This is a genomic window from Polynucleobacter sp. 35-46-11 (genome assembly GCF_002281105.1).
Map to the genome: position 1 here is coordinate 1 of NZ_NCFJ01000727.1, position 1,067 is coordinate 1,067.

2 protein-coding genes are annotated in these 1,067 nt (G+C 46.4%); both read left to right on the forward strand.

Features of this window, described 5'->3' with window-relative positions:
* Positions 1–323: YebC/PmpR family DNA-binding transcriptional regulator (locus B7Y67_RS19125; RefSeq protein ID WP_293599987.1), on the forward strand; the 323-nt coding region annotated here is incomplete at its 5' end.
* Positions 324–384: 61 nt separating this feature from the next.
* On the forward strand, positions 385–1,067 hold a 683-nt coding region (gene purD, locus B7Y67_RS19130; RefSeq protein WP_293599988.1), incomplete at its 3' end, for a phosphoribosylamine--glycine ligase.

Sequence of the window (1,067 nt, forward strand, 5' to 3'; positions counted from 1 at the left end):
TGTTTAAACACTGCGGTCAAATGTTATTTGCTCCTGGCACCAATGAAGATCAACTTATGGAAATTGCACTAGATGCGGGCGCTGAGGATGTGATTACCCATGAAGATGGATCGCTTGAGGTACTCACCCCAGTTCCCGATTTTCCGAGAGTTCAGGACGCACTCACTCAGGCAGGCTTAAAAGCAGAAATAGCCACCGTAACAATGCGCCCAGAAACAGAAACTGAGTTCGAAGGTGAGCAAGCTGAAAGCATGCAAAAACTATTAGATGCCCTTGAGAACCTAGATGATGTGCAAGAAGTATTTACGAATGCTTCTTTGTAACCAGTAAATTTGTTCGTTCAATTCATTCAATACTATTCATCAATATCTCTTTTAGCTCTTTATGAAAATTCTTTTAGTTGGATCCGGCGGTCGTGAGCATGCATTGGCATGGAAGCTGGCCCAATCCCCACAAGTTCAAACCGTATATGTAGCACCAGGTAATGGTGGTACCGCAACTGCAAAACAAGCTGCAGCCGGAATTGAAAACCTCCCTATCTCTGACCTTCAAGAGTTGGCAGACTTTGCTAAGCGAGAAAAAATTCATCTAACCGTTGTTGGTCCAGAGGCTCCATTGGCTGCCGGTATCGTAGATGTGTTTCGCAATAATGGCTTGCGCATTTTTGGTCCAACCCAGCTTGCCGCCCAATTAGAGTCCTCGAAAGATTTCTCTAAAGCCTTCATGAAGCGCCATGGGATTCCAACGGCTGAGTACCAAACATTTTCAAATGCATTAGAGGCGCACGCTTATATTGATGCTAAGGGTGCGCCTATTGTGATCAAGGCGGATGGTCTAGCTGCGGGCAAAGGCGTTGTTGTGGCAATGAATCTAACAGAAGCTCATGCCGCTGTCGATATGATGCTCGCCGATAACAAACTGGGCAATGCCGGTGCACGCGTAGTCATTGAAGAATTTTTAACTGGCGAAGAAGCCAGCTTCATCGTGCTCGTGGATGGCAAGCATGTTTTAGCCTTAGCCACCAGTCAAGATCACAAACGTCTACTCGATGCTGATCAGGGCCCCAA